This is a genomic window from Chitinolyticbacter albus, assembly GCF_024437655.1.
In the GTDB taxonomy this organism is placed as follows: domain Bacteria; phylum Pseudomonadota; class Gammaproteobacteria; order Burkholderiales; family Chitinibacteraceae; genus Chitinolyticbacter; species Chitinolyticbacter albus.
Genome location: NZ_JANBVF010000067.1, coordinates 1 through 4,820, shown reverse-complemented (window position 1 = coordinate 4,820; position 4,820 = coordinate 1). Strand labels below are relative to the sequence as shown.

Genomic DNA, 4,820 nt, shown 5'->3' with positions numbered 1-4,820 from the left:
GGTGCCATTGCCGACGTATCCGTTCCAGCGGCAACGCTATTGGGTGGCGCGCCGGGTGGAGGCGGCTACGGCCACGCTGCAGTGGGTACTGCCTGGGAGCGATGAGCCATCGGTTGCGCATGCTGCTCCCGACAACCACGTGGCCCCGCGCGATGAACTGGAGCTGTTCGTTGCCGACCTGTGGCGGCAGCACCTGGGAATCGAGCGCATCGGCATCGATGACGATTTCTTCGCGCTGGGCGGCAACTCGATGATCGCGACGCAGATCGTCACGCGTTTCAAGGATGCGCTGCAGGTCGATCTCAAGCTGCAGCAGTTTATGCAGAACTCCACGATCCGCGCCCTGACCGCCGCCTTGGAGGCCGCGGAAGCCCCCGCAGTCGCGGCGCAGTAGTTCCAAAGCATCCACCTTTCCGAGAAAAAACATGAGCGAGATGATGTCGGCCCTGCGGGCCAAGCTGATAGGACGTCTGGGGTGCCGGACCGGCGAGTCGGGCATTCCCAGACGCGGCGAAGAGCCGGTGCCGCTTTCGCCGGATCAGGAGCGGCTATGGCTGGCCCGGCAGTTCAACCCGAATGGCGCCTCCCACCATATTGCCAATGCCTTCCGTATCGAGGGCGAGCTCAATGTGGCGGCGCTGATGAGCGCGCTCGGCCAGCTGATGCTGCGCCATGAAAGCCTGCGTGCCGCCGTGCCGCTGGGGTGCAATGGCCCACAGCACCAATTCGTGGCCGAGACGGCTCTGCCGCTGACGTTGGACGATTTTTCCAGCCATAACGGCGGCGAGCGCGAGCACCATCTTGCCGCCAGGCTGTACGAGGTGGCCAACGCCCCGTTCGAGCTGGCGAGTGCGCCGCTGTGGCGTGCAGCGTTGATACGCCTCGGCGAGCATGAATATGTACTGGGCTTGACCCTGCACCACCTGATCGCGGACGGTTGGTCATGCGCGGTGCTGATGCGCGAGCTGGCAACCGCCTATCGCGCGGCGTGTGGCGATCCTGGTGCCATCCTGCCGCAGCCGCCGGTGCAGTTTGGCGATTGGGTGCTGTGGCTGCGCCGCAAGCTTGCCGCCGGCGACTATGCGCGCGACGCCAACTACTGGCGCGCGCAGCTGGCCGATGCTCCGCGCAGCGTGGTCTGGCCGACGCAGGTCGCCGCCACGCGAGCACAGTCGTCCGGCTACCTGCCGATCGAATTGACTGGGCCGCAGCTGAGTGCCGTCCGCCAGCTGGCGCAACAGCATCAGGTCACTCCCTTCGCCGTGTTACTCGCCGCGCTCGATCTGGTGCTGGCCCGCTATAGCAAGCAAACCGACTTCCTGATCGCCACACCCGTATCCGCGCGGCTTTACCCGCAGTTGCAGGATACCGTCGGTTTCCTCGCCAATACCCTGCTGTATCGCAGTCGCGCCGCCACCGCCGAGACGTCGTCCAGCCTCGTGGCCGAATGTGGGGCGAATCTGCTCGAGGCACAGGACCATCAAGGGCTGCCGTTCGCCGAGGTGGCGGCCCAGTATCCTGCGGTAGCGGGACACTCGTTCCAGGTGAACGTGATGTTCAGCCTGCTGCCGGCGATGGCCCTGCCGGATTTTGGCGCGTGCACGCTGAAGCGGCTGCCGCTGCAGACCGCAGAGATCGATTTTGACCTCTTTCTCGTGCTGGAGGAGCAGGCGGACACCATCTCGGGCTATCTGGGTTACCGCACCGCTGCACTGGCGCAGGAGAGTGCGCAGGGTCTGGCGGAGGCCTTCAAGGCCGCAGTGGCGCTGCTGTGCGACGAAACCCGTGCGCTGGCCGACTACCAATTACCCCCTGCCTTGCTGCAGTCGGCGCCGGTCGCGCGCCGTCTGACGGTCAACGGCAATTTCACCGTGGAGCCCATTGTCGAGCTGCTGCGCGGCGGGGCCACGTTTCTCGATATGCCGCTGGCCGTGGAGGCCCTCGGTTTCAACCAGGTGTTCCAGGAACTGCTCAATCCGGCCAGCGACAGCCGCCGGAATCATGGCGGCACCAACCTGCTGGTGATCCGCCTCAGCGACTGGTTGCCGACTGGCATAGGCAACGATGCCATCGCCGGCCAGCTGCGCGAGATGCTGAATCAGTTCCGTGAGGCACTGTCGGTGGCAGTTGCGGGCGGGCGAGCCAGCTGGGTGGTGGTCCGTGGCAAGGAGTACGCCGGCACCCGATTACCGCTGCCGCTGCAGGCGGAGGTGGACGGCTCGCTGGCCGATCTGTGCGAGTCCCTGCCCGGGCTGAGCTACATCGAGCCGGCCGAGGTCGACCACTATTATCCGGTCGCTGAATACGCCGACCCCATTGGCGAACGCGAAGGGAGCCTGCCGTATACCGGCAACTATTGCGCGGCGCTGGCGTTGAGCGCGCTGCGCCGGGTTCACGCGCTGAGTTGCCGACCGCTCAAGGTGATCGTGCTTGATTGCGACAACACGCTCTGGGGCGGCGTCTGCGGTGAGGATGGTGTTCGTCACTTGCGGGTGGACGAAGGCTATCGCCATCTGCAAACGATGATGCTCGAGCAGAAGCGGGCGGGCGTGCTGCTGTGCCTGGCGAGCAAGAATGATGAAGCCGACGTGCGCCGGGTGTTCGAGCAGCGCACCGACATGCCGCTCTCGCTGGCGGATTTCGTCGCCATCAAGGTGAACTGGGAGCCCAAGTCGGCCAATATTCGCGAGCTCTCGGCCGCGCTCGGGCTGGGGCTCGACAGCTTCCTCTTTATCGACGACAACCCGGTCGAGTGTGCTGAAGTCGCCACCGCGCTGCCGGCGGTCGCGGTGCTGCAGTTGCCACAGGATGCGGCCTCGATCCGGCAGATGCTCGACCATTGCTGGGCGCTCGATCGCCTGTGCGTGACCGCCGAGGATGCCAATCGTTCGGAATCGTACAAGCGGGAAGCCGAGCGCGACACCTTGCGCCGCGGTGCGAGTTCGTTCGCGGAATTCATTGCCGCGCTGGACCTGGAGATCGACATCCACTCGGCGGGCGATGCCGAGCTGGAGCGCGTCGCCCAGCTGACGCTGCGCACCACGCAGTTCAACACCACCGGTGTGACCAGAACGAGCAACGAGCTCGCGGCCTTGCAGCAGGACGACGCGCATGATTGCCTCGCCATCCGCGTCAAGGATTGCTTCGGTGACTATGGGCTCGTTGGCGTGCTGCTGCTCCGGCGCAGCGGCAGCGTGCTGGTGATCGAGGCGCTGCTGTTGAGCTGCCGGGTGCTGGGTCGTGGTGTCGAGCACGCCATGTTGCGTGCCGCCGCGCAGCAGGCGGTGCGGCATGGCTGCAGCATGCTCGAAGTGCCGCTGACCCCCACGGCCCGCAACGCCCCGGTCAGGCGCTTTCTCGGCGGACTGCGCCAATACGCCCATGTCCGCTGCGACCAGGCCGGCGAGCCTGTCAGCTACCAATTCGATGTTCGCGCGCTGGTGGATCTGAAGCTGGATCTGGGCTCTTACGATCAGGCGCAGGACGAGTTGGCTCCAGCGGCGCAGGCCGCTGGCGGCACCGATCTTGCCCGGGCGAAGCGACTGCAGTTGGTGCAGCGCGGGCTGTCCAGCGCGGCGCAGCTCAGTGCCCTGGCGGTGACCACCACGGCACCGCGCTCACCGGGTAAGGGCGTGCCGCCGCTCGGGCCGCTGGAAACCCGCTTGCTCGAACTCTGGCGCGCCTTGCTGTCGGCTGAAGGCCTGGGCGTGACCGACAACTTCTTCGACATGGGCGGCACCTCGCTACTGATGGTGCGCTTGAGCGGCCAGCTGCAGCAGGCGCTGGAGCGCGAGGTCTCGGTAATCCTGTTGTTCCAGTACCCGACGATCCGGTCGCTGGCCACCTTTCTCGACGGTACGGCCCAGAGCCGGCTCGACAGCGTGGTGGCCCGTGGCCAGTTCCGCAGGGATTCGATGATGACGCGGATGCGCCAGCAGGCACACCGCCCGGCAGATGTTTCAGGCAAATAGAGAGATCGTATCGTGAGTGACAACCAATTAAATTCGGATTTCGCAGTCGCGGTAATCGGCATGGCGGGGCGTTTCCCCGGCGCCCCTGACCTTGATCGCTTCTGGGAGGTACTGCGGGATGGCCGCGAGACCATTCATGCCTTCAGCGACGAGGAGCTGCGTGAGCTGGGCGTGTCGCAACGCCTGCTGGACGATCCGCGTTACGTGAAGGCGGCCTCGGTGCTGGAAGGGTTCGACCAGTTCGACGCCGAGTTTTTCGATTTCACCGCCAGCGAAGCGCGCTTGCTCGATCCGCAGCGCCGCATGTTGCTGGAAGTGGCCTGGTCCGCGCTCGAGCATGCCGGCATCGACCCGGCCACCTCGACGGTTCCCATCGGCCTGTATGGCTCGGTGGGGCTCAATACCTATTTGATCTACAACCTGCTCAGCAACAGCGCGCTGATCCGTGAAAGCGGCGAGCTGCCGGTACTGCTCAGCAGCGACAAGGACTACGCGCCCACGCACGTCTCCTACAAGCTCGATCTGCGCGGTCCCAGCGTCAGCGTGCAGACGGCCTGCTCGAGTTCGCTGGTTTCGGTGCATATGGCGCGCCAGGCCTTGCTGACCGGCGAGTGCGATGTCGCACTCGCTGGAGGGGCTTCGCTGAATGCCACGCGTGAAATAGGCTATCTCTACCAGCCCGGCAGCGTGCTTTCCAGCGATGGTCATGTGCATCCCTTCGATGCCCAAGCCAGTGGCACGGTGTTCGGCAGCGGCGCCGGCATGGTCGTGCTCAAGCGTTATGCCGATGCGGTGGCCGATGGTGACACCATCCACGCCGTGCTGATCGGCTCGGCCATCAACAACGAT

Annotated in this window: 3 protein-coding genes; all 3 read left to right on the top strand. The window is 65.4% G+C overall.

The window, feature by feature from the left end; genetic code table 11:
- Positions 1-394, top strand: a 394-nt coding sequence (locus NLI84_RS18765) for a phosphopantetheine-binding protein (protein ID WP_255992355.1), incomplete at its 5' end; no start/stop codon positions are given.
- 31 nt (positions 395-425) lie between these two features.
- Positions 426-3,971 (top strand): HAD-IIIC family phosphatase, encoded by a 3,546-nt coding sequence (locus NLI84_RS18760; RefSeq protein ID WP_255992354.1) that lies wholly within the window; start codon positions 426-428, stop codon positions 3,969-3,971.
- Positions 3,972-3,983: 12 nt separating this feature from the next.
- On the top strand, positions 3,984-4,820 hold an 837-nt coding region (locus tag NLI84_RS18755; protein ID WP_255992353.1), incomplete at its 3' end, for a beta-ketoacyl synthase N-terminal-like domain-containing protein.

What these genes read in the sequence shown, in the direction of transcription:
- NLI84_RS18760 (WP_255992354.1), top strand. Translation starts at nt 426, where the DNA reads ATGAGCGAGATGATGTCGGCCCTGCGGGCCAAGCTGATAGGACGTCTG.